Here is a 22,917-nt window from a genome sequence, read left to right on the forward strand (position 1 = left end):
ATCGCCTGTTCCTAAGTTGCCGGCGAGATCGGAGTAGGTTTCCATTTCCTTATTGGGAGGGGAAAAGCTTAACTCTGTTGGGTCCAGAAGGCCGGCAATGGACAAGCCATCGCCAATATCACCAAGGTTAAATTTGTTGAAACCAGCGCCTGCGCCAGAACTTACGTCTTCCTCCGACTGAAACAGATCATGGACAGAATATTGAGTCAGGTCAATGATTTGCTGGACGGTCAGGAACGGGCCATTGTCTTCGAATTGAACTATTGGTTGATCCCGCTCTGGGCGGGCCACGAAGAAGCTCCGTAAGACGACGCTGTGGCCGTCACTTCCTGTGACAATGAGATCATCTTCAGTCCGAGACAGCGTAATATTAGATAGTCTGTCAAAGGAGACTTGAATGACGGCCCGAGGCTCGACCAGTACCTCAAGCCCGGGGGGAACTATAATTTTACGACCTAACATGCCCGCCGCCATTTCCATATATGACAGAAAATGCCTGAAACCTTCATAAGAACTCGCACTGTTAAACATTACGGAGTTCGATTGATTTCTATTATTATGTTAGATAATAATAATGCAGATTTATATTCAAGTGTCTATATTTTAATATTAATGAATATTGGACGACAGTTTTCCTGTATTGAATGATTGTGTATTGGGATAATTTTTTTATTATTTATCTGTGGGTTAAGGTTGATTGCATGGACTCAAGAGGCGCATATTGCGATATCGGATTGTTCAAGCGCGGATGGCATATCATTGTATGTAACAATCGATAAATTTGGTGATTTGGATTTCAACTTGTTTCGGAAAATAGCCGTTTACCAGTAGGGTCTGGCTTTCTGAAGGCGGTAACCCGTGAACGGACCGCCCTTGCCGCCCACATATACTTCAGGCGGCATGTTGCCAAACTTACCGATAATGAGATTCCAGTAAACCGGAACGGCCTGTCCACGGACGCCAAGGCGGATGCCGAGGTTCGCTTCGCGGCTAGTATCGTCGAAAATCGCGGCGATGTGACGGATGATGAAGTTGAGGCAGTCCGCGACCCCTGAGAAAGTGACGGTAATTATTAACCAGACCGGCAATGCCTATGAGGCAGGACTTTTGGAAGCCTGGAATCCCATCAAGGCTTACTGGGAAGAACCGTCAGAAGAAAACCGGAAAAACCTGCGGATGCTTCTCGCCTTTGAAACCACCTGTTCCCAGTATTATGCACGGCATTCCGACATCTCTCCTCAACAGAATCAGCTCTGATTGGCGCAACTCATGACCCGTTGATGCTCGAATCCTGGAGAAGTTTTTGGTGATATATTAATTCAACGCGTTGGGCAAAAACAGGCTGATTTCCGGTACGAGTATTAACAGCAGCAAAGTCAAAATATCCATAACAAGGAACCAGAGGACGCCTTTGAATATGGTCTCAAGCTTAACCGTGTCACCAATCACTCCTTTTAGAATATAGACGTTCAGTCCAACAGGCGGAGTAATTAGCCCGATTTCAAGCAATTTAATCATGATGACGCCAAACCAGATCAGGTCGTAACCCAGGTTTTCGATAACGGGGACAACCACAGGCAACGTTAGGAGCATGATCCCGAGTGGGTCCATAAACGTTCCGAGAACGACATATACCAGCGACAGGGCCAGCAGGATAACAATCGGCGGATAATCGAGCGATAGTGCCAAATCCGACAAGAACCCAGCGACACCGGTAATGGCAATAAAGCCAACAAATATTTTAGCGCCTATGACAACGGCAAAAATACTGGCGGATTGGGTCACTGTTTCGAGAATCGAAAGCTTGGCTTCTTTTGCTTTCAATCGTTTGGAAAGAGCGGCCAGCCCCCACGCGCCTGCGGCACCAACAGCGGCTGCTTCCGTCGGCGTCACGATGCCCGCATAAATGCCACCCATCACGAGCACGAATAGAGCAATAATTGACCATGTCCCCTGCAAGGATTTGTATCGTGTTTCCCATGTTACATTCTCAGGGGCGGGCGCTATTTTTGGGTTAATCAAGGTCCGGATTACGATCATCAAGACGTAGATTAACGCAGAGAGAATACCGGGGACCAAGCCTGCCAGAAGAAGCTTTCCAACGGATAGTTCGGTAAACAGGCCATAGATAATCATAAGAATGCTTGGTGGAATGAGCGATCCCAGCGTTCCACTGGCGGCGATTACACCTGTCGCCAGTCCCTTGTCGTATTTATAGCGAAGCATTTCCGGTACGGCGAGTTTGCCCATGGCGGCCGCCGTTGCCAAGCTTGAGCCACTGACGGCGGCGAACATGGCGCAGCCCATGACAGACGCCACTGCCAGTCCGCCGGGAAGGCGGGAAAGCCAAGCGCGGGCCGCATCATATCCGTCTCGCGTAAATCCGAAATGAAAGGCGACATAACCCATCATCAAAAAAAGCGGAATGGCGACAAGCGAGAAGGAGGCAACGAATGAGTAAGGTTCAAACGCGATATAGTTGATCGCCGCTTGCCAGCCCCGCTCGAGATTGGCTTCCCGACCGGCGGGCCATCCAATGGCAAGAATGAGGCCGATAAACCCGACGACCGCAAGTGCAACGGCAATTGGAACGCGTATGATAATCAACAGTAAAAGAACGCCGATCCCGCAGAAACCGAGTGTAATGGGGTCCATAAAACTTTATTTCCTGTTCGAGAGTTCGAGCCCGGCTTTAACCACATCTATGGCAAAGCGCAGCGTAAACATGAGAATACCGACGAAAAATATGAAGCGAACCGGCCATTCCGGTAGCGATAACGGGCCTTCCATATAGTTTCCAGTAATCCACGCATCCAGAAAGTAATGGAATGCGGAGTAAGTCATGATTGCAAAAAAGGCGAAACCAAGCAGGAACCCGAAGGCGTCGAGGAACAGGGTTGCGCGGTCGGAGAGTTTATCAGTAAACAAGGTTACCATGATGTGGTCGCGCTGTGACTGCACAAATGCAAATGGCAAGAACACGACGAACACCATAAGGAACTCATTCATCACCACATCGTCTGGTATTGGTGCGCCTACTACGTATCGGCCTAATACAGACAATGTGGTGATTGCAAGCATGAGCATAACGGCTATGCCGGCAACTAGAACGAGATATTTCTCGAAATAGTGAAAGCTGTTTTTCATCTAGTTTTCCAGATTAAATAATTACGAAAGACAGCTTAACGGTCCCAGGGGTAACCTTTTTCTTCGAGCTCTTTCTGGTACTTTGCGAAAGTTTCATTGTACTGATCAATGACGCTCTGAGAATTGATTCCCTTCGCTTCCGTTCGTTCTTTCCATTCAACGACCAGTTCCTCTGCCGCAGCTTTCCATTTTGCGCGCTCTGCTTCATCAAGGGTGGTAATTTTCATGACTTTGCCGTCAATGCCCTTGAGCAATTCAGCTCTTGCAGAAGCATTGTCCTTGATCAAGGCTTCAGAATAATGCTCAACAAATTCATTACTGACTTCCGTCATGATTTTCTTGATATCGTCAGGCATTTCATTCCATTGCTGGAGATTTATACCAGCGCCATATCCAAGAACCTGACCCATGTTAACTTCCGTAACATAATCACCGACTTCGAAAAATTTATAGGAACGGACAGCGAACATATAAGTTGCGCCAGCATCAACCGTTCCGAGATCCATCGCCTGATAGATTTCGCTATGACCGAGATTTACAGGAATGGCGCCGAGGTTCTTCAAAAGTGGAATAAAGCCAGCGGTTGCCCGGATTTTTTTACCGTCCAGGTCAGCAGACGATTTAATCTCAAAGTTTGAAACTATTTCGCTTGGGCCCGTCGTGAAGTTGGCCAGCATATGAATGCCGTTTTTCTTCATCTCGTTAACAAGTTCCGGCATTGTTGTCTGTAGATCTTGCCATGTTCTCAGGGTTACCCAGATGTCGCCTGCTACAAACGGAATATTTCCGTAGTTCCATACCGGCATTTCCGCTGGGTTGTATGGGCCCATTATGGTTCCCGTATCTGCAAGGCCCGTAGAAACCGCTCTCAAGGTTTCCTTGCCCTTGGACAGCGCCTGGCTCCAGAAAAATTCGATTTTTACTTCGCCGTTCGTGCGTTTTTCGATTTCAGAAGCCCACCATTTCATGGATTCTGCACGGGCTCCACGTGGCGGGCCGAGTTCACTGTAACGGAGATGATATTCTGCATATGCATTGGCACTGAAAGCACACAGCGTGAACAGCGTTGCCATCAGCGCAAGGCCTTTGGTTAGCTTAGATAAAAGTTTCATTGTTTTTCCCTGACTAGAAAATTCTGCTCATGTCTCGGTACATTTATTCTTTGTTACTTGGACGTCCGAAACCGCGACGGGATGGTGGTACAGAATTTGAAAATAGTCAATAGGTTGGGCGTAAAAACCATGAAACTGGGGATTAGTTTACTTTGCCCCTGCCTACTTCCCTTTAAATTCTGCCAGACGGTTTTCCTGGAAAGCTTTGACGCCTTCCATAAAGTCGTCTGTCTGAAACGCTTGTCCCTGACATGCGGCTTCGAACCTTAACGCATCAGCAATGCCATTGCCTTGGGCGAACGCAATTTGCCGCTTGATCAAGCCCAATGCTACGGACGGTCCATCCGCAAGCCGTTGGGCCAAAATGGTTGCCTCTGCGGGAAGTTTTTCGTCGTCAACAACCTCCCAGACCAAACCCCATGATTTCGCTGTTTCGGCGTCGATCTTTTGATCTCCAAACATAGCCATGGCTGCGGCACGAGCGGTTCCGAGCTTATGAACAAGGGACCAGGACATGCCGCCATCCAAAACGGCACCAATTCGGGAAAAGGCGGTTAGAAGTTTCGCCGAGCGGGCGGCGATCATGATATCCCCTGATAGCGCCAGTCCGCATCCGGCGCCTGCAGCCGCGCCATTCAGAGCAATCACAACCGGGACCGGAACTTCTCGAACGGCAAGAATAAGTCGATTTATTCCCGCCATCATTTGCCCTTCAATAACCTCTCGCCGGCCCGCAAGCCCATTTCCCTGTAAATCGGCGCCCGCACAAAAACCTCGGCCTGAACCGGTAATCATGATTGCCCTGGCCGAACGGTTTGCGGTTACATCCGTGATGGCTTCGGTCAGGTCGCTTATCAATCCTGCAGACATGGCATTCATCTGATCCGGGCGGTTTAGCGTCAACTTCAACAAGTTGCCTTCAGTTTCCTTAATCAATTCAGACATCAGGATTATTCCTTTTGGCCAGATGTTCATTCAGCATTTCGTGAAAATGGACGATAGCCTTTTCATAATGCCCGAAGGTGAAATGACTGTTCGCGTTGGAGTTTAAGCCGGCCTGAATGGAACGTGCGGCATCTCGGTCTTCCTCAATGCCAGAATTCTTGACGAAGCCGGCGTCACGTTTCGCAACATCTAAATCGACAGGAATGCCCTCCGTGTCGAGATTGCGCATACGATACACAATTGATCGGGTCTCCGTAGGAGAAACCGGCTCCAGCACTATAAGTTGCGTATGGTTGGATAAAACTGAGAGATGAGAATTGGGAAATAGTTGGTAAACATCTGTCGTCATACCGTTAATACGCCGCTTCTCGCGCGGGATATCTCGCAGCTTATTGATGCGGCGGAACGGAAAAATAATACGGGAGTTGGTGCCAAAAATCTCTACGACATTTACGTTATCCAGGCCGTAGGGGTAAAATGTGCGGTTATGAAGGCTCTTGATATGATAACCCTCCATGGATGTTTCTGCGATGAGTTTCCAATTTGCTTCATCCACATATTCACCGTGATCGAACATGTCCTGCCTGGGATCGAGAATGTCCGGTAACGCATCTAGAACCCCGTTTGAAATCGGTGCTTCCTGGGTGACAAAGATAAGGCCGCCGCGCTCTTCAGCCTTGACCGGAACCAACCCATGTTCCGACATATCCACGCCCGGGAACCCTTCCCGCCCGGGGATATGCTTGAGATTACCCTCCAGGCCATACGTCCATGAGTGATAGGGGCATACGAAGGCACGGGCGCAGCCGTTCCCATTTGCGACGGCCATGCCCCGATGTCGGCAACTATTGCGAAAGGCGCGTACGACACCGTCGTCCCCGCGCACCACGACAATCGGCGTTAATGCCGCTGTACGGGCGACAAACGACCCCTTTTCCGGCAAGGCGGCAGAGGGGCAGAAGGGTACTGGCAGGCGACGCAGTATCTCGATTTCCGCGTGAAAATGTTCCTCCGAGCGGTAATTTTCGACTGGTTCGCGCCATACGCTTTCTCCCACGTCAGTGGTTTTAGCGTCTAAATGAGTGAAAATTCTGTCGATAACATCGGCATCGCTTAGGATCATGGTCATGACTTAACTCTTCTTATTATCCGTTTTCGGGAAGTATGCTATCTGACTTGTTCGGCTCTTGTCCACTCAGTTGATTATCGTCACTCTAATAACCAAAATAATGGTGATGCTACATAAGTTAAGTGGTTTTATTTTGATGTAACGATCAAGTCGAGAAAATGGAGGTAGAAATCCGCTATAAGGGAAAACTAAACACAGAGGATATATAGAAATGGTGCCCAGGGGCGGATTCGAACCACCGACACGCGGATTTTCAGTCCGCTGCTCTACCAACTGAGCTACCTGGGCATATTGCGCTGTACGCGCCGCCATATGGGCGAGGAAGCAGGTTTATAAAAGAAATAGTTGAGGCTGTCCAGAGGTCTTAAGCTAAAAATACGCAAAAGTCACAGGAGGGGGAGACAAGGACTTTTCACTATGCCGCTGGTGGGGAAATATGCCGCTATTCGCCGTCCTCGTCATTGGCCGGGATGGTTTCTTCTCCCGGGATTACATAAGCCTCGTTAAACCATTTGCCGAGGTCAACCTGCTTGCAGCGGGCGGAGCAAAAGGGGCGAAATTTATGCACGCCCGGTTTGCCGCATTGCGGGCAAGGTTTTACCGGTTCGTTAGCGTCTTTCATTGTCATTAACCTATTTTATAGTCGAGACCGGAGAAATGCATATTTGTAGATATAGCAATTGGTCTTGCGAGTTCCTTCTCCATGAGAGTTTGATGGCTTTGCAATTGTGATGCAAGTTTCTCTCCGACCTCGATCGTGAGCTGCGTCTGGCGGGAGAAGCGTACTTCGTTCTGCAGGGCGCGATAAACCTCGCTGAGGATTGTGATCTCATTGCTAACATATCCGCTGCCATCGCACGTTTCGCAGGGCTGGTTTAGTATTTCGTGCAATGCAGGCCGACCGCGTTTGCGAGTCATCTGCATCAATCCCAGTTCCGTCATGCCGATCAGGCGGGTTGGGCGAGGATCCCGATCCAATGCGCTCTGCAATGTTTGGGTGAGTTTCTCCACTTCACCTTTGCCATTCATTTGAATAAAGTCGATGATAATGATACCGCTGAGATTGCGAAGCCGGATTTGGTGGCAGATTTCCCGCGCCGCTTCGAGATTGGTGGTGAGGGCGGCGGAGTGAGTGCCGGCAGCGCGGGTTTGCCATGCTGAATTCACATCGATGATGACAGCAGCCTCTGTGGGCTCAATGGTAATATTTCCGCCCGAGGTGAGCGGTACGGATTTCTTAAGGGTCTTTTCCAGTTCAGCCTCGACATTCATCTCTTCGAAAAGTGACGTTTGCTGATCCCAGAGTGTGATCTGTTGCGGTATGCCGGGCATATGCTGTGCGACATAGTTTCTCGTCTCGTTGAGGGCCGTGACGTTATTTGCGATCACGTCCATACTTGCGGTGAGAAGGTTTTTCAGAACACTGGTCAACGGCGTTTTCCGCTGTCCGATCGGGCCCGGCTTTTTTGCTGCATTCCACGCCGCCTGAATATCAGCCCACTCGTGCGAAATGGCTTCTAGTTCCTGTGTGAGTGCTTCGTCAGAGGCATATAGGGCAGAAGTCCGGACTGTGACGCCACAGTCCTGCAAGCGCCTTTCAAGAAGACTTTCCAGCCGGTTGCGTTCTTCTGAAGTCTTAATGCTTTTCGATAACACAACGCCGTTGCTGAGCGGCCGGTAAATGAGGTTTGCTCCGTGCAGGGCAAAGCGGCATCCGAGTTGAGAACCTTTCTCGCCTTTTGCATCCTTGATAACCTGAACAAGCAGCTTTTCACCTTCGTGAACTGCGGTACTTATGCTCCTTGTGTTGGTCGGGATATCGCCAAGCTGCAGGAAACCATCACCATCAGGCCCGAGATCGATAAAAACAATATTCATATCGGGAAGAATTTTTGAAACGCGACCGTTATAAAAATCACCGACGCGCGTGAGGTTGCCCGCTCGCTCAATTTGGAGTTCCAGCAGTTGATCGCCCTTCAGTACCGCCGCACGTGTCTCGAACGGGCCATCATCGATCAGCAAGGTCTCCCGCATCAATCGCGACCTGCCCAAATCGGAAAACCGTTCCCTTGCAGCATATTCGATACTTCAAAGAGAGGGAGCCCGACCACATTGCTGTAGGATCCCTGAATTTGCCGGATGAGGGCGGCGGCAAGGCCCTGTATGGCATATGCCCCGGCCTTGCCATACCATTCACCGGAAGCGATATAGGCGTTGATTTCAAAGATATCCAGCGATTTAAAGATAACCGCGGTGGAAACAGCGCGGGAGATGGCTTTTCCGGCAGGTGTTATCAGAGTGACGCCTGTATGAACCTGATGCCGTCGCCCTGACAGCAAAGAGAGATACGCGCGTGCCTCGTCTTCGGTGTCAGCTTTACCCAGTGCCCTGCGCCCGACCGCAACTACTGTATCAGCAGAAAGGAGAAACACATTCTCATGCCGCTCGGCGACGGCCGCCGCTTTTTCGCAGGCAAGACGCAAGGCAAGGTCGCGCGGACGCTCTTTTGCCAGCGGGGTTTCATCGATATCGGCCGGATCTACAGAGTCTGGCTTAATCCCAATCTGTTCAAGCAGCGCAAGGCGACGCGGCGAGGCGGAGGCTAGAACAAGAAATGGTTGAGAGGGTGACGATGGCGGGGCTGTTTGCCTTCCTCGCTCTGCTACCATCCCGGTAGATTTGGGGAGGTCTGTTCGATCACCCATGAAGATTACCTTACTTGTAACGGAAGGTAATGCGGCCTTTTGTCAGGTCATAGGGTGTCATTTCGACGGTGACTTTGTCGCCCGCCAATACACGAATGCGATGCTTGCGCATTTTGCCCGCGGTGTGGGCCAATACTTCGTGGTCATTTTCCAGAACAACGCGAAACATTGCATTGGGCAACAATTCCGTAACGGTTCCTTCAAATTCCAATAGTTCTTCTTTCGCCATAAAATCCTATTCCAGTTATTTTGGATGCTGCAAAATAAGGGGCACAATAGCTAAAAAGCAAGCATTTCCTTAAAAATGATATGTAAAAAGCTGAAAAACAAGACTGCTTGGACTAAAGCGCAACAGAACTCGGGTGAAGTTCTTATACCCGGGGGGCCGGGCCCGTTCTAAATCGCGCCTTTATTTTCTCATATAGGTCATCCCGTGTATGACGATAAGCATTTAGCCGCATTTCACGGTTTCCCTCGGTAAGTGAGGGGTCAATAATGTTCCATAATTCAGTCTCACATGCGTTGGTTCGGCTAATTTCCTCTGCCTTCTTATGGGCCTCACGCGAGAGGGATATGATTATGTCGAAGGAACTATCCTCCAGATCATCAAAATCTTTCGCAACATGATTGGATGCATCAAGCCCAATTTCATCCAGAACCTCTACCGCGAAGCCATCGACAGTTTTCGCGCGAACTCCGGCACTGTCCACATAGACGGCGTGGCCGTATAGGCTCTTCATAATATTCTCCGCCATGACGGACCGAATACTGTTATGGGTGCAGGCAAAGAGGACGCTGCCCGGCAATCCGTCGCTGAAGGGCGGTGCACTCATCTAGTTATACCGACCACAATGGTAGTGTGAAAGAGAAATGCAGATCCGGCGATCATCGCTAGCCCCTTATGTGGAGGATGCACATCAGGGTGAAAAGGCGCCGTGCCGTATCAAAATCTGTTTCCGCTTTATCTTTTAGCCGTTCTTTCAGAAGCTCCGATCCTTCGTTGTGAAGTCCGCGTCGCCCCATGTCGATCGCCTCGATCTTGGAGGGGGACGCCGATTTGATCGCATCGAAATAGCTTTCGCAGACATGGAAATAATCCTTGATGATGCGGCGGAAGGAAATCACCGGCAGCGGAATGCGCACGAGCCCCGATGCATCGTCTTCCGTGCGAACATCAAAGATCAGACGGTTGTCTTCAATACTGAGATGGAGTGAATAGGGGCCGTCGTTTTCAAAGCCGTTCACGATAAAGCTGTTTTGATCGAGAATGTCGAAAATGGCTACCTTGCGCTCATGCTCGATATCCGCATTGCGGCGGACAACGGTCTTTTCGTCGAGCGCTATTTTTACGATGTGCTGTGTATCGGACATATCCTGAAGGGCTCCTTACACAGCCACTCTAGTTTAATCGGATAGAGACGGAAAGGGCGTGGGCACCCAATCCTTCCGATTTGGCAAGAGCGACGGCGGCAGGCCCTATCTGGCGGAGGCTCGCGGCATCCAGCTTCATGAGAGAGGTCCGCTTGACAAAATCCAGCGTCGAAAGGCCGGATGAAAACCGTGCCGTGCGGGAAGTTGGTAGCACATGGTTCGGCCCGGCGACATAGTCACCGATCGCTTCCGGACTGTAGCGACCTAGGAAAATCGCGCCGGCGTGATGGATTTTCGCGGCAAGCGCCTCTGGATCATCAACGCATAGCTCCAGATGCTCAGGGGCAATCCGGTCAACAAGGGCAGGGGCCTCCGCCATATCCTTGACCGTAATGATCGCGCCATAGTCCTGCCAGCTCGATCTCGCGATTTCTGCGCGATCCAAACTTGCAAGATGGCTTTCGATCGCCTTTTCAACGCTGGCGCCAAATGCCTCGTCATCAGTGATCAGGATGCTCTGTGCGACGGGATCGTGCTCCGCCTGGCTGAGCAGGTCTGCCGCGATCCATGCCGGATCATTCAGATTATCCGCAACGACCAGAATCTCTGACGGGCCCGCAATCATATCGATGCCGACAGTCCCGAAAACCTGTTTTTTCGCGCTCGCCACATATGCATTCCCCGGGCCAACGATCTTATCGACGGGGGCAATTGTCTCCGTGCCGTAGGCAAGTGCTCCGATGGCTTGCGCGCCGCCGATGCGATAGACTTCATCGATCCCGCAAAGATCAGCCGCCGCAAGGACCATGGGATTGATATTACCATCCGGCGTCGGGACAACCATCACAAGACGAGAGGCGCCCGCGACCTTGGCCGGAATTGCATTCATCAGGACGGAGGAGGGATAGGTCGCCCGTCCGCCCGGGACATAAAGGCCGATATTTTCAATAGCCGTCCAGCGATAACCCAGGAAGACGCCCGCGGCATCCTGGTACATCTGATCCTCTGGCAACTGCCGTCGGTGGTAATCCTCGATCCGGGCGGCGGCGGTTTTAAGCGCCTCCAGCGTTGCCTGGTCGCAGGACGTAACCGCGTTCTTTATCTCGGTGTCTGTCACCCGCAGTTTTGCCACATCGCTGAGGTCTAGCCGGTCAAACTTCCGGGTATAGTCAAGAAGCGCTGCGTCACCACGCGCGCGAACATCTTTGAGAATATCGGCAGCAATCGCATCGACATCCCCGTCTTCCTCGCGTTTTTGATCGAGCAGAGCCGTAAAGCCCTTCTCAAAGCCCGCATCTTTTGAATTCAGCTTAAGCGGCATTGACGACCTCTCGAAATTTTTCGATCCAGCCGTTCAATTCGACGGATCGGGTCTTAAGGGCGGCGCGATTAACGACCAAACGGGACGTTATATCGAGAATTTTCTCGACCTCCACGAGCCCGTTCGCCTCAAGCGTTGCCCCGGACGAGACCAGATCGACGATACGTCGGCAAAGCCCAAGTCCCGGCGCGAGCTCCATCGCGCCGGAAAGCTTGATGCATTCCGCCTGAATACCTGCTTCCGCGAAGAATTTATGGGTCAGGTTCGGATATTTCGTTGCGATACGGATATGGCTCCAGCGGCTGGGATCCCGATCCTCCTCGAGTTCCTTCGGCTGGGCAATGGCGATATGGCAGTGACCGATATCAAGATCAACCGGTGCATAAATCTCCGGATAGTCGAATTCCAGCAGTACATCGTTCCCGGCCACGCCCAACTGCGCGGCCCCGAAGGCAACGAAAGTCGCCACGTCGAATGACCGGACGCGAATGATCGATATATTGGGATGGTTCGTCCGGAACTGCAGCAGTCGGCTCGCCGGATCGTCGAATGCCGGTTCGGGCTCAATCCCGGCGGCACGGATCAACGGCATAACCTCTTTCAGTATCCGGCCCTTTGGCAGGGCAATGACCAACTCTTCACTCGATGGCACGGAATTGCTCCATTCTCATTCAGTTTTCTCAGTCTGCCGACGGAGTCTCATCATGCCCGGGTTTCAGTTCCGTCGCCCAGGGCTCTCCCGTATCGGTCAGGGTTACATTAATACATTCCATCCTAAGGCGAAGAGTGCCGCCGCCGGCGAAGTTCAGGGCGATGTCCGCTTGCCCATCCTCTCTGAGATGTGTCGAAAGGCTCAGTAATTCAAGCACTTCTGTCGGGCTGCTTTGTGAAATTCCGGTGGATTTGACGCTCATCACATCACCGAAATAAGCACCGGAGCGAATGCGGAACCAGCTATCGGAACTTTTCTGTCCGTCGACGGCATCCTCCCATTTGAAACGAGAGCCCATAACAGTAAAGGCCCGGGTGGATTTGAGATAGCTCATTTCGCCCGGGCTCGTAATCATCCCCTCCAACGCCGCAGAGAGGATTTCCATATCCTCAATTTCAGCCGCAATAAGTTTCAGGGGTTTGGGCATCTCGCTATCCTGTCGTCACTCTTTGATCAACTTGCATGTACTCGTTCAATATCCGCACCGCAAGCCGCCAGTTTCTCTTCCAGCCGTTCATAACCGCGATCCAGATGGTATACACGGTTGATAACGGTTTCTCCCTCCGCTGCCAAGCCTGCAAGCACTAATGAGACTGAAGCACGCAGATCCGTCGCCATTACCGGCGCACCGACAAGATGACCAACCCCTCGGATCAGGGCTGAATGTCCATGCACAGTTATATTCGCGCCAAGGCGTGCAAGCTCAGGTACATGCATAAACCGATTTTCGAAAATCGTTTCCGTAATCATAGCGGCGCCACCGGCAACCGTCATCAGCGCCATGAACTGTGCCTGCATATCCGTGGGATAACCGGGATAGGGCAGGGTCATAATATCAACGCCGTGAATGGTCCCATTCTCACGGGAGATGATAAATCCGTTGTCGGTTTCCTCAACTTCCGCCCCCGCTTCAATCAGGACATCCAGAACGGACCGGATCAATTCGGCCTCTGTATTAGTTAGCTCTATTTTTCCGCCGGTAATGACCGCCGCAATAGCATAGGTGCCAGTTTCGATCCTGTCCGGCATCACGCGATAGGCCGTGCCATGGAGTTTATCGACACCATGGATGATCAGCCGATCCGTGCCTTCCCCTTCTATGTTGGCCCCCATCTGACTTAGAAGGCGGACGAGGTCGGTGATCTCAGGTTCCTTCGCCGCATTTTCCAGAATGGTTGTGCCTTTTGCCAGGGATGCCGCCATCAGCAGGTTTTCCGTTGCGCCGACGGAAACAGTTTCGAAACGGATTTCCGCGCCCTTTAGGCCATCCGGTGCCTCCGCTTCCATATACCCGCCGGCAATGGTGATCTTTGCGCCCATCTGTTCCAGGCCGCTGATATGAAGATTCATTGGGCGGGTCCCGATGGCACACCCCCCGGGCAGGGATACCCGAGCCTTGCCGACACGGGCGAGCAAAGGCCCCATGACCAAGGCTCCCGCCCGCATTTTGCGAACAATGTCGTAAGGCGCTTCCGTATTGGTGATCGATTTTGCACTGATGGAGAGCGACCGACCGTCACTTCCGCCGCCATTAGCATTCTGTCCGTTCATGGCAGCGGTTGCACCATGCTGGCAGAGTAATGTGATCAGGGTCGAAATATCGGCGACATGCGGCAGGTTGGAGAGGGTGAGGGTATCCTCCGTCAAAAGGCTGGCGACCATTAATGGTAATGCCGCGTTTTTCGCGCCGCTGATTTCAATCTTTCCTTGAAGTGGTTTTCCACCTCTAATGCGAATGCTATCCATACTGAATTTCTCTTTAATATTTTTCCGTCTGCAGGGGTGAAGCCTGCGGCAGTGATTTAGCTTTGAAAAATTGTCGAAAGAGCGGCTTCTATCTCATTTTACACCAGAATCAAAAGAATTTAACATTTCCTGGTTCTATCTTTGCTAGCTGGTTGGGATTTTAAAACAGGCGGATGCCGCGAGAGATCATAGTTTGGGAAGCGTTACGCCTTCCTGCCCCATATACTTTCCGGCTCGATCCTTGTAGGAGACTTCGCAGGGTTCGTTTCCTTTAAGGAAAAGGAATTGGCAAGCCCCCTCATTCGCATAAATTTTGGCAGGCAGCGGTGTCGTGTTCGAAAATTCGAGAGTGACATGCCCCTCCCATTCGGGTTCCAGCGGTGTGACATTGACGATGATCCCGCAGCGGGCATAGGTCGACTTGCCCAGGCAAATCACCAGAACGTCACGCGGAATTCGAAAATATTCGACAGTGCGGGCGAGGACAAAGGAATTTGGCGGAATAACGCAAACATCTGTCTTTCTGTCGACGAAGCTGGTGCTGGAGAACGCTTTCGGGTCGACCGTCGCCGAATCAATATTGGTGAATATCTTGAACTCGTCAGAAACCCGGGCATCATAGCCATAGGACGACAGGCCGTAGGAAATGGTTCCCTCGCGCTTCTGACTCTCTACAAAAGGTTCAATCATCCCCGTTTTCCGGGCCTGTGACCTGATCCATTTATCAGACAGAATGGACATACTTAGATTTCTCCGCTCAAACAGCATAATTTGATCGGCATACTATAGACTGTAGCGGAGCGGGCCAAGATTTAATGCGTGATTGGTTAATCCGTCAGGCGGTGGCGGTTCTTGATCGCGTCCGGTGCGATTTTTCCGCGGTTACGCTGCAGATTTTTGCGTTTACGCAGGTTATTCCGCAATTCTTCGGCAAGGCGCTGGGCCTTCTCTGCCTTTTGCCGCTGTTTGGCGCTTTTGCTATCTGTTTTCTGCTCGGTCATTATTTGTGCCGGAAAATTCACTGAGATCTCAATAAACTGTATTGTTCATTGGCGCAAATAAACAAAAAAGGGAGCCATTAGGCTCCCCAGTTTGTTGTATGTCGTGTTTTTGCTTTTAGCTTATGGCATTGCCGTCTTTACGGGAGATTCCAACGATTGTTGACCGCGGGACTGTCGCCCCGCCGTCCGGATAGTGGCTGTTTCCTTTTTCGCCGGGATGCTGAACCCCAACAAAAACGGTTTTTCGGTCCGCGCTCCAGGCAAAGCCGGTAATCTCACATTCTTTCGGACCCACCAGGAAACGTTTGATCTCGCCGGTTTCCGGGTCGGCGAGGAGCATCTGGTTGTTCCCCATGCCAGAGAAATCCTTCGCGTTGGAATAGTTGCCGTCGGTCTGGATCCAGAGAAGGCCGTTCGCATCGAATGCCAATCCATCCGGGGAATTGAACATGTTTTCTGCATTTACGTTCTTTGATCCACCATAGGCATCGCTATGAACCGTCGGATTGCCGGCAACAACGAAGAGATCCCATTCGAAGCTGTCTGACGTATGGTCTGAATTGGCAGGCGTCCAGCGGACAACCTGTCCATAGTGATTCTCTGCACGCGGGTTGGGGCCACCGACGGGGGTCTCGTCACCACCCGCATTCGGCTTCTTGCCGCGGTTTTTATTGTTGGTCAGCGCGACATAAGCCTCAACCTTGTGCGGATTGGCCGCGACCCATTCCGGCCGGTCCATTGTCGTGGCCCCGACCTTTGATGCGGCCTGTCGGGTCAGGATACTGATTTCCGCGAGGCTCATCCCTGTTGTTTCAGCTGTGAGAGGCAGCCACTTCCCGCTCATGTCGTCGCTGAATTTGGCGACATAAAGCGTTCCTTCGTCCAGCAGGTCGCTATTATCGCCGCCGTCGGAGAATTTTCCGGCAGAGACAAATTTATAGAGGAACTCACCGCGCTCATCATCGCCAAGGTAAACGACGACTTGGCCATTGTCGGTGACAACTAGCTCTGCATTTTCATGCTTGAAACGGCCAAGGGCGGTGCGTTTCTTGAGGGTAGACTTCGGGTTAAGCGGATCAAATTCAACAATATAGCCAAAACGGTTTGGCTCGTTCGGATTTTTGCTGATGTCGAAGCGGTCATCGACGGTGGCCCAGGCATAGCCCCAATCTTTATTTCCAACGCCATAGCGCTTCAGTTCAGCGGACGGTTTGTAGTTCTCATCACTGGAGGAGAAGTAGCCGTTGAAGTTTTCCTCGCAAGTGAGATATGTGCCCCAAGGCGTCCGGCCATTCCCGCAGTTATTCCAGGTGCCGAGGGCGAGTACGCCTTCAGGGTCTGCCGCTGTTTTCATCATGGCATGGCCACGGGCGGGACCGGAAATTTCAATTGGGGTATTGGCCGTGACACGGCGGTTGTAGGAACTGCCGACAACAATGGCCCATTTCCCGTCTTGGAGGGCGAGTTCGGCAACGGTCATACCATGACCCGCCATGCCCTTGTTGACATCATCCGCCGTTTCCGGCTCCTTGCTCTCTCGATTGCCATAGATAATTGAGCGATTAACATATTCGTTGTTGGACACGAGAATATTTTTATCGCCATCCTGAAACAACGCCATGCCGTCATTGTTGTCGCCGACAGAAAGCTCCTGGCTTGCGGCAGTTCCGCGGGTAGCCTGATCGAAGGGAATGCTGTTCGACCAGAGCGGCTCACCCCAGGTGCTGACGACATGCCAGCTATATTCATTTGGAACGGTAATCGTATCAAGATCATTCGCGGCGACGGGTTCAAATTTCAGGCGGCTATTTGCAGCGCTTGCCGGAGCAGGGGAGAGGGCCGTCGTGCCCATGACGAAAGCCGTGGCGCCAAAGGCAACGCCTCTGCCAAGAAAGCTGCGTCGGGAAAGGACGGTTTGGGAAATTTTTTCAAAATCCGTTGGTTCTGTTTTCGGTGAGCGGATTTCGTCAAACTCATCAAAGGATATATTGTCAGGTATAGGTGCGGACATTTTTTTGGCTCCTGGAAGGTTAAGTTTGTTTTTGCATCCGGCGGCTAGGGATACAAACGGCATTAAAATACTGAAGGCGGATTTCAGTTTTGTGTCAGAAGCATGAAGGTGGCGATCCATGATGATCGGCGCTATATCCTGCTTTTGAAGGGCTTTTTTATTCCTGTCGATGAAACTCTTTGACATGAAACGAAATCCCTATATATTCCGCCGCGTTCTCACCTATATTGCCGCCGTAGCTCAGGGGTAGAGCACTCCCTTGGTAAGGGAGAGGCCGGTGGTTCAAATCCACCCGGCGGCACCATTTCCTCCAAACTTACAATTCAGCGCTTTCGGCAGTATATTTTTGGCTCAGGTGTTTTCGGAACTTGAGGGCTATGGATATTTGCTTGCCCTTTTCCGGGTGGTTTAAGTAGATTGAGCGCAGTAGCCTTACTTCACGAAAGATCATAAATCGCGTGCGCAAATTATATGTCTTGCTTCTCCTCATTGGGCTGGGTTTGATCGGCTGGGTTGGGTACGACTACTCAACTAGCGGGGAAGAGGTCGCGCGCTTTGAACTGGCGGGTGAGGCCGGAAGCACGGATCTCATTTCTCTCGATTCTTCCCAGAACCCGATGCGGGCTCTCTTGTCCGTAGAATACGAGATTGAACTTTCAAGCAGCAGTACGCCTGCGTTTGAGTATTCGGTTCTGATGACCGGGCCGGGCGGGATTGAAGCCTTTAAAGCGGAGGGGCAGCAGCGAGATAAACGTGAGGATAATACTCCCGAATATGCGACCAAAACATCGGAGCAGGTTATTGAAACTTTCTCAGTATCCGCGCCGGGGGACTATTTGCTGGACTGGCGGGTTATGCCAGATAGGGCAAAGATCATAAGTCAAAAAATTTCTCTTCGCCGTAATGTAGAGCCTTTGAGAGTTTCGCATCTGATCGCGGGGGGTGTTTGTTTTGCTCTGGGCGTTCTATTTCTTATCCGAGGGCGGAGAAAGAACAGCTAATTACAATATCTATTTTGGTGACACATGGCAGATGAAAAACCTGATTATCGATTGTTGACAGGCGAAGATACACATGATTTTTGCGTGAGGGTGAGTAAGGCTCTCACGGAAGGCTATGTGCTTTACGGTTCTCCCTCGGCGACGTTCGATTCCAATACAAACCGGATGCTGGTCGCGCAGGCCGTTGTCAGACCCGATGTCGTGAGGGGCGCGTGAGATGCTGATTGAACCGGGCGCGCTGGGACTTTTTATTCTCTCGGCGCTGGCACTTAACCTGACACCGGGACCAGATATGTTATTTACAACGGCGAGCGGGCTTAAGCAGGGGCCGCGGGCGGGCGTCGTTGCGGCGCTCGGCATTTCTGCGGGCTCGTTGGTTCATATCTTATTGGCGATCATCGGTGTCACAGCGATTTTTAAAACATCCGAGCTTGCCTTCGATATCCTTCGCTTTGCGGGCGCGAGCTATCTTCTGTGGATCGGCATCCGCAGTTTTTCTGCGCGCGGCGGGGACCTCAGCCGACCGCATGTGAAATCGGCCGATATGTTTATCGTCTTTCGTCGCGGGATGCTCACCAATATTTTCAATCCCAAAGTTGCCCTCTTTTTTATCGCTTTCCTGCCGCAGTTTGTTTCTATCGAAGCGGGATCCATTGCGCTCCAAATTCTGATTTTGGGACTTCTTTTTAATCTGACGGGGTTACTTTGTAATGGCGGCGTCGGTCTCTTTTCCGGCGGTGCGGGCCGGCTTCTGCTGCAACGACCGGGGACGGCTAAATGGGTTTCGAGGATTTCAGGGACGATATTTATCGGGCTGGCCATACGCCTTGCCCTGACTGAGCGTGCATGACGCGCCTTTTGAAAAACGCTATAGGGTAAAAATGTCTGAGAATGTGCTGGTAATCGGGAATAAGAGATACTCCTCCTGGAGTTTGCGGGGGTGGCTCGCGGCTAGACTCTCAGGCATGGAGTTTGAGGAGGTGCTGGTGCCCCTGTATCGGCCCGGTTGCCATGAAAAACTCAAAGAGGTAAACCCCGCAGCACCTCCAAAAGTTCCTTCGCTTAAAGTAGGAGATGCTGCCGTCTGGGATACGCTCGCGATCTGTGAGTTTCTTGCAGAACAATACCCCGAGGCCCATCTCTGGCCGGAAGCAACATTTACCCGGGCGCATGCACGTTCAGTGGTCGCGGAAATGCATTCGAGCTTTCAGGCGCTTCGCGAGCATGTGCCGATGGATCTATCAAAAAAGCTGTCTTATGCAGCTTTGCCGGAGGATGTTGAGGCGGATATTGCCCGCATAGGTGAGATATGGCGGGAATGCCGGTCGAAATACTCGGGCGATGGGCCTTATCTGTTTGGCAAAATTTCTCTTGCCGATGTCTTCTTTGCGCCGGTTCTTGTCCGTCTTTACAGCCATTCTGTGCCTCTGGATGACGTTTGTCGGGGCTATTTCGACACCCTTTGGGCGTTGCCGGAGTTTGTTGAATGGCGGATGGCGGCGGCTCAGGAAGAATGGACGATTACGGACTATTAGTCCGAAATAGCCCCCTCATGCGGTTGTATATACGTCTATCGGGTCTTTGAGGCCGGGAACGGTTTGCTGCGGAAAGCGCCGCAATTTGATTGGGAGATGTTCAGCGATTCCAGATGACACCAACAGGCTCGCATCGAGCGATTTAGTCAGGTCTTGCAGTCGGCTGGTCATATTGACGGCGGGACCAATCACCGAAAAATCGAGGCGTTCTCTTGCCCCGATATTGCCGAACATGACGTCGCCATGATGAATACCAATCCCGAATTTTAACTTCGACGCATCGGAGGCTTGATGGGCCATAGACTCGACTCCTTTGCGGGCGGCAATCACAGCTCTTTGCGCGGCATCTGAAATTCCGGCACTATCCGATGTCGGAAAAATGGCAAGGAAACCATCGCCCATGAATTTGAGTACTTCTCCCCCTTCTCCCATCACAGCTTCTGACATGGTCTCAAAAAACTGGTTCAGCAGCGTCAAATAGGCGGGCATTTCCATCTGGTCGGCAAGTGCGCTGGATCCGCGCAGGTCGCAGATCCAGATAACCGCCTGGATAATGTCGCCGTCGCCGCGCTGGTTTTTCCCTTCCATCACCTGTCGCGCAGCGGCCGGACCGAGATAGGCGCTTAGGACGTCCTGCAAAGTCTGTTCCCGCTTAAAAATGCGCGCGGTGGCGTGGAACAGATCAATCAGGCGCTTGAGGGCCTGAATTTCCCTCTCGATAAAGCCGCCTGGTCGGTCGGTTAGCCAGGATGAAATGACGCCATCCTGCGTTTTGAGAGCTGTTTCCTGGTTTCTAAAGGGGGTCAGGATTGCGAGATAGTCAGTGCCGCCCATCTCCTCAAATTCGGTGAAGATTGGAAATCTTTGAACAACTTCCTCGCGGCTCAGGTCGCAGCGGTATTCCCTGATTACATTCTCTAGCATGTAAAAAAGCGGGCTTTGCGTCCAGTTTGGCTCGGCCCACAAGGCCCGAGGGCGGGAATTGGTGCGCAATTCGCCCGCCCTGTTCCATGTGTGATCAGTATGGTCGATAAAGGGGTGCATTTGTCGCATCGTGACATGTGTGCGCAGGAGCGGAAACAGGGTTTGATCTATTTTCCGGCTGAGCTCGGAAAGAATTTCTGTAAACTCAATGTCGTCAAACATACGCTGGACTAGCCAGTTTTCAACCTGACGAACAGCCAGATCAAAGTCGGACGGGTCAGCGGCAATATCGGTTACGGATCGTATTTCCAAGACGGCAAAACCCTTTACCTGTTTTGACCTAAATAGGAAATACCGCCAAAAATACAAGAGAATGCATCAGCCACGGTTTTACATCCCGAAGTATTATGCGCTAAGCCGCAACATCCGGATTGAGGCTATAAGTCCCGATGTAAGACCCGCTTGCGAGGATATGACCTTCCATCGCGGAGAGCGCCTCCGGGCCCCCAAAATTTCCGGAAAGTCCCAGACTTTCAAGATCCAGTGCATATACCGTGAAGTGATAATGATGAATGATGCTGTCGTTCCAGGGCGGGCAGGGGCCATCATATCCGCCATAGTCACCGGCCATATCGGGATCGCCTGCGAACCAGTCGGTATAGTTATTAATGCCGGTGATGCCGTAGGCGCGTTTGCTCGGTGCTTTGCCTTTGGCAGTTATGCCGTCGCTGACCTCTCCCTCGGCGAGGCTGGCGTATTCGGTAGGAATATCAACCTGAACCCAGTGATAGAAATCAACGCGCGGCAAGTCGGCCGGAACTGTCTTTCCTTCCTGGTTGACATCTTCCCCGGAGGAGGGGACATCGGGATCATGACAGATGATGGCGAAGGATTTTGTTCCTGCAGGAGCGTCAGACCAGCTGATCGCCGGGTTTTTGTTATCGCTGAGAGCGACATGCTCTTCCTCGGCAGGAACACCGAAGGCGAATTTACCCGGGATTGTCCCGCCATTTTCCCAACCGTCGATTTTCACTTTCAATGCTGCCGTCATGGTATGCCTCCCTCATTTTATTTTTAATAGCACGCGATTTTAACAAAGCTGTCAACGCAGGTAAATGGCCTAGGGACGGAATGAAAAGCTGACCGGCCCCTTCAGACTGTCAAGCTGCGGCTGTATCCAGTCAACCCACTGGCACAGCGCGGGCCGGGTCTCTCGCGGATCAATAATGTCATGAACACTGAAACTTTCTGCACGGGGGAAGGGAGATTGCTGGGCTGCAAGCTGCGCTTCAAGCTCAGCCCTCAGTTTTTCGGGGTTTTCTGCCTCTGCAATCTGTCGGCGGTAGGCGACGGCCACTCCGCCCTCAACCGGAAGCGGTCCCATTTCCGCGCTGGGCCAGGCAAGAACATAGCCGTTCTCGCTGAAATGTGCGGCGGCGGCAACCCCGAAGGCTTTCTTCACAATGACGGTCGCCCAGGGGACGACGGACATGACGGCGGCGGCAACGGCGGAGGTGCCGAATTTTATGGTGCCATCTTTCTCTGAATCTGGACCAATCATAAAGCCGGGTTCGTCGGTGAAATTCACGATGGGGATATGGAAGGTGTCACAAAGTTCGATAAAGCGACGGACCTTTTGCGCCGCGTCCGCGCCCATAGCGCCGGCATAAATCCGACAGTCATTGGCGATCACCCCGACGGATTGGCCGTTAAGTCGGGCAAAGCCGGTAATCAGGCTGCGGCCATAGTTCTTTCCCATTTCAAAGAAGCTATCGAGGTCCACAACCATCTGGATCAGCTTTCGCATACTAAAGGGTAACCGACGGTTCTTGGGCACAATGCTGAGGAGATCCTCCTCCATGCGATCAGCGGGATCGGTCGTCTCGGTACGTGTGGCCTGTTCCCAGACGTTATTGGGTAGATAACTCAGAAAATCGCGGATTTGGGTGAAGGCATCGGCTTCATCCTCTGCGATATTGGCGGCAACGGCATTGCGGCTATGGACATTTGCCCCGCCAAGTTCTTCCTTCGTTATTTTGATGTTCAGCGCCCGTTCCACCAACGCCGGCCCTGCGATCAGAAGTTGCGCTGTCTCGCGTGTCATCACGGAGAAATGGGAGGCGGCAAAACGTGCTGCGGGAAATCCGGCAACAGGACCAAGTGCCGCAGAAGCCACCGGCACTTCCCCCATCAATTTTGCAATGGAGAGAAACCGTGGTTTTTCATAAGCCGGACTGCCGACAGTGCCTCCGCCTTT

27 protein-coding genes and 2 tRNA genes are annotated in these 22,917 nt (G+C 51.9%); 5 read left to right on the top strand and 24 right to left on the bottom strand.

The window, feature by feature from the left end:
• From P1U71_RS11675 to P1U71_RS11775, 21 genes are all read right to left on the bottom strand, one after another.
• Nucleotides 1-531: hypothetical protein (locus P1U71_RS11675; protein WP_301105783.1), on the bottom strand; the 531-nt coding region annotated here is incomplete at its 3' end.
• A 290-nt stretch (nucleotides 532-821) separates the two neighbouring features.
• On the bottom strand, nucleotides 822-1,088 hold the full coding sequence (locus P1U71_RS11680; protein WP_301105784.1) for a hypothetical protein: 267 nt from the start codon (nucleotides 1,086-1,088) through the stop codon (nucleotides 822-824).
• 226 nt (nucleotides 1,089-1,314) lie between these two features.
• The gene (locus tag P1U71_RS11685) at nucleotides 1,315-2,655 is read right to left on the bottom strand and encodes a TRAP transporter large permease (protein WP_301105785.1); all 1,341 of its coding nucleotides are present in this window, start codon (nucleotides 2,653-2,655) and stop codon (nucleotides 1,315-1,317) included.
• A 6-nt stretch (nucleotides 2,656-2,661) separates the two neighbouring features.
• Complete coding sequence (locus P1U71_RS11690) at nucleotides 2,662-3,147, bottom strand: TRAP transporter small permease (protein ID WP_301105786.1); 486 nt, start codon at nucleotides 3,145-3,147, stop codon at nucleotides 2,662-2,664.
• 35 nt (nucleotides 3,148-3,182) lie between these two features.
• Nucleotides 3,183-4,259, bottom strand: a complete 1,077-nt coding sequence (locus P1U71_RS11695) for a C4-dicarboxylate TRAP transporter substrate-binding protein (RefSeq protein ID WP_301105787.1) — start codon at nucleotides 4,257-4,259, stop codon at nucleotides 3,183-3,185.
• A 162-nt stretch (nucleotides 4,260-4,421) separates the two neighbouring features.
• A complete protein-coding gene (locus P1U71_RS11700) occupies nucleotides 4,422-5,204 on the bottom strand; it encodes an enoyl-CoA hydratase-related protein (protein ID WP_301105788.1) in 783 nt (260 codons plus the stop codon).
• The gene (locus P1U71_RS11705) at nucleotides 5,197-6,333 is read right to left on the bottom strand and encodes an aromatic ring-hydroxylating dioxygenase subunit alpha (RefSeq protein ID WP_301105789.1); all 1,137 of its coding nucleotides are present in this window, start codon (nucleotides 6,331-6,333) and stop codon (nucleotides 5,197-5,199) included. The genes P1U71_RS11700 and P1U71_RS11705 overlap by 8 nt, the downstream gene beginning before the upstream one ends.
• 212 nt (nucleotides 6,334-6,545) lie before the next feature.
• Nucleotides 6,546-6,621, bottom strand: a tRNA-Phe gene (locus P1U71_RS11710).
• A gap of 154 nt (nucleotides 6,622-6,775) precedes the next feature.
• On the bottom strand, nucleotides 6,776-6,955 hold the full coding sequence (locus tag P1U71_RS11715; protein ID WP_301105790.1) for a DNA gyrase inhibitor YacG: 180 nt from the start codon (nucleotides 6,953-6,955) through the stop codon (nucleotides 6,776-6,778).
• A 5-nt stretch (nucleotides 6,956-6,960) separates the two neighbouring features.
• Nucleotides 6,961-8,367 carry an Rne/Rng family ribonuclease gene (locus P1U71_RS11720; RefSeq protein WP_301105791.1) on the bottom strand — a complete coding sequence of 469 codons (1,407 nt, stop codon included), beginning with the start codon at nucleotides 8,365-8,367 and terminating at the stop codon, nucleotides 6,961-6,963.
• On the bottom strand, nucleotides 8,367-9,002 hold the full coding sequence (locus tag P1U71_RS11725; RefSeq protein WP_367281182.1) for a nucleoside triphosphate pyrophosphatase: 636 nt from the start codon (nucleotides 9,000-9,002) through the stop codon (nucleotides 8,367-8,369). Before P1U71_RS11725 ends, P1U71_RS11720 begins: the two co-directional genes overlap by 1 nt.
• Nucleotides 9,003-9,048: 46 nt before the next feature.
• Entirely contained in the window at nucleotides 9,049-9,267 is a 219-nt protein-coding gene (gene infA / locus P1U71_RS11730) for a translation initiation factor IF-1 (RefSeq protein WP_161315948.1), read from the bottom strand.
• A gap of 142 nt (nucleotides 9,268-9,409) precedes the next feature.
• On the bottom strand, nucleotides 9,410-9,871 hold the full coding sequence (locus tag P1U71_RS11735; RefSeq protein ID WP_301105793.1) for an arsenate reductase ArsC: 462 nt from the start codon (nucleotides 9,869-9,871) through the stop codon (nucleotides 9,410-9,412).
• Nucleotides 9,872-9,929: 58 nt separating this feature from the next.
• Nucleotides 9,930-10,409, bottom strand: coding sequence for a UPF0262 family protein (locus P1U71_RS11740; protein WP_301105794.1), 480 nt, complete (start codon nucleotides 10,407-10,409; stop codon nucleotides 9,930-9,932).
• A 28-nt stretch (nucleotides 10,410-10,437) separates the two neighbouring features.
• Entirely contained in the window at nucleotides 10,438-11,730 is a 1,293-nt protein-coding gene (gene hisD, locus P1U71_RS11745; RefSeq protein WP_301105795.1) for a histidinol dehydrogenase, read from the bottom strand.
• On the bottom strand, nucleotides 11,720-12,382 hold the full coding sequence (hisG, locus tag P1U71_RS11750; protein WP_301105796.1) for an ATP phosphoribosyltransferase: 663 nt from the start codon (nucleotides 12,380-12,382) through the stop codon (nucleotides 11,720-11,722). Before hisG ends, hisD begins: the two co-directional genes overlap by 11 nt.
• Nucleotides 12,383-12,410: 28 nt before the next feature.
• Nucleotides 12,411-12,869: a DUF2948 family protein gene (locus P1U71_RS11755; RefSeq protein ID WP_301105797.1), complete on the bottom strand. Its 459-nt coding sequence runs from the start codon at nucleotides 12,867-12,869 to the stop codon at nucleotides 12,411-12,413.
• A gap of 26 nt (nucleotides 12,870-12,895) precedes the next feature.
• Nucleotides 12,896-14,188, bottom strand: a complete 1,293-nt coding sequence (gene murA, locus P1U71_RS11760) for a UDP-N-acetylglucosamine 1-carboxyvinyltransferase (RefSeq protein WP_301105798.1) — start codon at nucleotides 14,186-14,188, stop codon at nucleotides 12,896-12,898.
• Between the two features lie 186 nt (nucleotides 14,189-14,374).
• A complete protein-coding gene (dcd, locus tag P1U71_RS11765; protein WP_301105799.1) occupies nucleotides 14,375-14,929 on the bottom strand; it encodes a dCTP deaminase in 555 nt (184 codons plus the stop codon).
• 86 nt (nucleotides 14,930-15,015) lie between these two features.
• Nucleotides 15,016-15,189, bottom strand: coding sequence for a hypothetical protein (locus P1U71_RS11770; RefSeq protein WP_301105800.1), 174 nt, complete (start codon nucleotides 15,187-15,189; stop codon nucleotides 15,016-15,018).
• A 115-nt stretch (nucleotides 15,190-15,304) separates the two neighbouring features.
• The gene (locus P1U71_RS11775) at nucleotides 15,305-17,200 is read right to left on the bottom strand and encodes a PhoX family phosphatase (protein WP_301105801.1); all 1,896 of its coding nucleotides are present in this window, start codon (nucleotides 17,198-17,200) and stop codon (nucleotides 15,305-15,307) included.
• A gap of 229 nt (nucleotides 17,201-17,429) precedes the next feature.
• Here P1U71_RS11775 and P1U71_RS11780 point away from each other — a divergent pair.
• The 5 genes from P1U71_RS11780 to P1U71_RS11800 all read left to right on the top strand — a co-directional run bounded on the left by P1U71_RS11780 (nucleotide 17,430) and on the right by P1U71_RS11800 (nucleotide 19,736).
• Nucleotides 17,430-17,504 (top strand) — tRNA-Thr (locus P1U71_RS11780).
• A gap of 154 nt (nucleotides 17,505-17,658) precedes the next feature.
• On the top strand, nucleotides 17,659-18,201 hold the full coding sequence (locus tag P1U71_RS11785) for a hypothetical protein (protein WP_301105802.1): 543 nt from the start codon (nucleotides 17,659-17,661) through the stop codon (nucleotides 18,199-18,201).
• Between the two features lie 24 nt (nucleotides 18,202-18,225).
• On the top strand, nucleotides 18,226-18,417 hold the full coding sequence (locus P1U71_RS11790; protein WP_301105803.1) for a DUF1737 domain-containing protein: 192 nt from the start codon (nucleotides 18,226-18,228) through the stop codon (nucleotides 18,415-18,417).
• Between the two features lies 1 nt (nucleotide 18,418).
• A complete protein-coding gene (locus tag P1U71_RS11795) occupies nucleotides 18,419-19,051 on the top strand; it encodes a LysE family translocator (RefSeq protein ID WP_301105804.1) in 633 nt (210 codons plus the stop codon).
• Nucleotides 19,052-19,082: 31 nt separating this feature from the next.
• On the top strand, nucleotides 19,083-19,736 hold the full coding sequence (locus tag P1U71_RS11800; protein ID WP_301105805.1) for a glutathione S-transferase family protein: 654 nt from the start codon (nucleotides 19,083-19,085) through the stop codon (nucleotides 19,734-19,736).
• A 15-nt stretch (nucleotides 19,737-19,751) separates the two neighbouring features.
• Here P1U71_RS11800 and P1U71_RS11805 read toward each other — a convergent pair whose 3' ends face one another.
• The 3 genes from P1U71_RS11805 to P1U71_RS11815 all read right to left on the bottom strand — a co-directional run.
• On the bottom strand, nucleotides 19,752-20,972 hold the full coding sequence (locus P1U71_RS11805; protein WP_301105806.1) for an adenylate/guanylate cyclase domain-containing protein: 1,221 nt from the start codon (nucleotides 20,970-20,972) through the stop codon (nucleotides 19,752-19,754).
• Nucleotides 20,973-21,072: 100 nt separating this feature from the next.
• Entirely contained in the window at nucleotides 21,073-21,699 is a 627-nt protein-coding gene (locus tag P1U71_RS11810; RefSeq protein WP_367281183.1) for a YbhB/YbcL family Raf kinase inhibitor-like protein, read from the bottom strand.
• Between the two features lie 81 nt (nucleotides 21,700-21,780).
• Nucleotides 21,781-22,917: acyl-CoA carboxylase subunit beta (locus tag P1U71_RS11815; RefSeq protein WP_301105808.1), on the bottom strand; the 1,137-nt coding region annotated here is incomplete at its 5' end.

This window comes from Sneathiella sp. (genome assembly GCF_029233945.1).
Lineage (GTDB): Bacteria > Pseudomonadota > Alphaproteobacteria > Sneathiellales > Sneathiellaceae > Sneathiella.

Bases quoted from the DNA above. Each gene is read 5' to 3' on its own strand.
- P1U71_RS11685 (WP_301105785.1), bottom strand. From the start codon at position 2,655: ATGGACCCCATTACACTCGGTTTCTGCGGGATCGGCGTTCTTTTACTG.
- P1U71_RS11690 (WP_301105786.1), bottom strand. From the start codon at position 3,147: ATGAAAAACAGCTTTCACTATTTCGAGAAATATCTCGTTCTAGTTGCC.
- P1U71_RS11695 (WP_301105787.1), bottom strand. From the start codon at position 4,259: ATGAAACTTTTATCTAAGCTAACCAAAGGCCTTGCGCTGATGGCAACG.
- P1U71_RS11700 (WP_301105788.1), bottom strand. From the start codon at position 5,204: ATGTCTGAATTGATTAAGGAAACTGAAGGCAACTTGTTGAAGTTGACG.
- P1U71_RS11705 (WP_301105789.1), bottom strand. From the start codon at position 6,333: ATGACCATGATCCTAAGCGATGCCGATGTTATCGACAGAATTTTCACT.
- P1U71_RS11715 (WP_301105790.1), bottom strand. From the start codon at position 6,955: ATGAAAGACGCTAACGAACCGGTAAAACCTTGCCCGCAATGCGGCAAA.
- P1U71_RS11720 (WP_301105791.1), bottom strand. From the start codon at position 8,367: ATGCGGGAGACCTTGCTGATCGATGATGGCCCGTTCGAGACACGTGCG.
- P1U71_RS11725 (WP_367281182.1), bottom strand. From the start codon at position 9,002: ATGGTAGCAGAGCGAGGAAGGCAAACAGCCCCGCCATCGTCACCCTCT.
- infA (WP_161315948.1), bottom strand. From the start codon at position 9,267: ATGGCGAAAGAAGAACTATTGGAATTTGAAGGAACCGTTACGGAATTG.
- P1U71_RS11735 (WP_301105793.1), bottom strand. From the start codon at position 9,871: ATGAGTGCACCGCCCTTCAGCGACGGATTGCCGGGCAGCGTCCTCTTT.
- P1U71_RS11740 (WP_301105794.1), bottom strand. From the start codon at position 10,409: ATGTCCGATACACAGCACATCGTAAAAATAGCGCTCGACGAAAAGACC.
- hisD (WP_301105795.1), bottom strand. From the start codon at position 11,730: ATGCCGCTTAAGCTGAATTCAAAAGATGCGGGCTTTGAGAAGGGCTTT.
- P1U71_RS11755 (WP_301105797.1), bottom strand. From the start codon at position 12,869: ATGCCCAAACCCCTGAAACTTATTGCGGCTGAAATTGAGGATATGGAA.
- murA (WP_301105798.1), bottom strand. From the start codon at position 14,188: ATGGATAGCATTCGCATTAGAGGTGGAAAACCACTTCAAGGAAAGATT.
- dcd (WP_301105799.1), bottom strand. From the start codon at position 14,929: ATGTCCATTCTGTCTGATAAATGGATCAGGTCACAGGCCCGGAAAACG.
- P1U71_RS11770 (WP_301105800.1), bottom strand. From the start codon at position 15,189: ATGACCGAGCAGAAAACAGATAGCAAAAGCGCCAAACAGCGGCAAAAG.
- P1U71_RS11775 (WP_301105801.1), bottom strand. From the start codon at position 17,200: ATGTCCGCACCTATACCTGACAATATATCCTTTGATGAGTTTGACGAA.
- P1U71_RS11790 (WP_301105803.1), top strand. From the start codon at position 18,226: ATGGCAGATGAAAAACCTGATTATCGATTGTTGACAGGCGAAGATACA.
- P1U71_RS11795 (WP_301105804.1), top strand. From the start codon at position 18,419: ATGCTGATTGAACCGGGCGCGCTGGGACTTTTTATTCTCTCGGCGCTG.
- P1U71_RS11800 (WP_301105805.1), top strand. From the start codon at position 19,083: ATGTCTGAGAATGTGCTGGTAATCGGGAATAAGAGATACTCCTCCTGG.